At 63.9% G+C, this 393-nt stretch carries 1 protein-coding gene; it reads left to right on the forward strand.

Going from position 1 to position 393, the window contains the following annotated elements:
- On the forward strand, window positions 1-393 hold a 393-nt coding region (locus SxD43FB_RS24265), incomplete at both ends, for a DNA polymerase domain-containing protein (RefSeq protein WP_275542516.1).

Below are 393 nucleotides of genomic sequence, written 5' to 3' on the forward strand. Positions count from 1 at the left end.
GTCGAAGCCCGCGGCTATGAAGTGATCTACGGCGACACCGATTCCACCTTCGTCTGGCTTGGCAGCGCCCACTCCCAGGAAGACGCCACGCGCATCGGCCTGGACCTGGTGCAGCACGTCAACACCTGGTGGCGCGAGCGCCTGCAGAGTGAGTTCGGCCTGCAGAGCGCCCTGGAGCTGCAATACGAAACCCACTTCAGCCGCTTCCTGATGCCGACCATTCGCGGCGCGGAAGAGGGCAGCAAAAAGCGCTATGCCGGGTTGGTCACCCGCGCCGATGGCAGCGAAGACATGATCTACAAAGGCCTGGAAACCGTACGCAGCGACTGGTCGCCCCTGGCCCGGCAATTCCAGCAGGAGCTCTACCAGCGGATCTTCCACCGCCAGCCCCAT

This window comes from Sphingobium sp. D43FB, assembly GCF_002312805.1.
Taxonomy (GTDB): Bacteria; Pseudomonadota; Alphaproteobacteria; order Sphingomonadales; family Sphingomonadaceae; genus Sphingobium.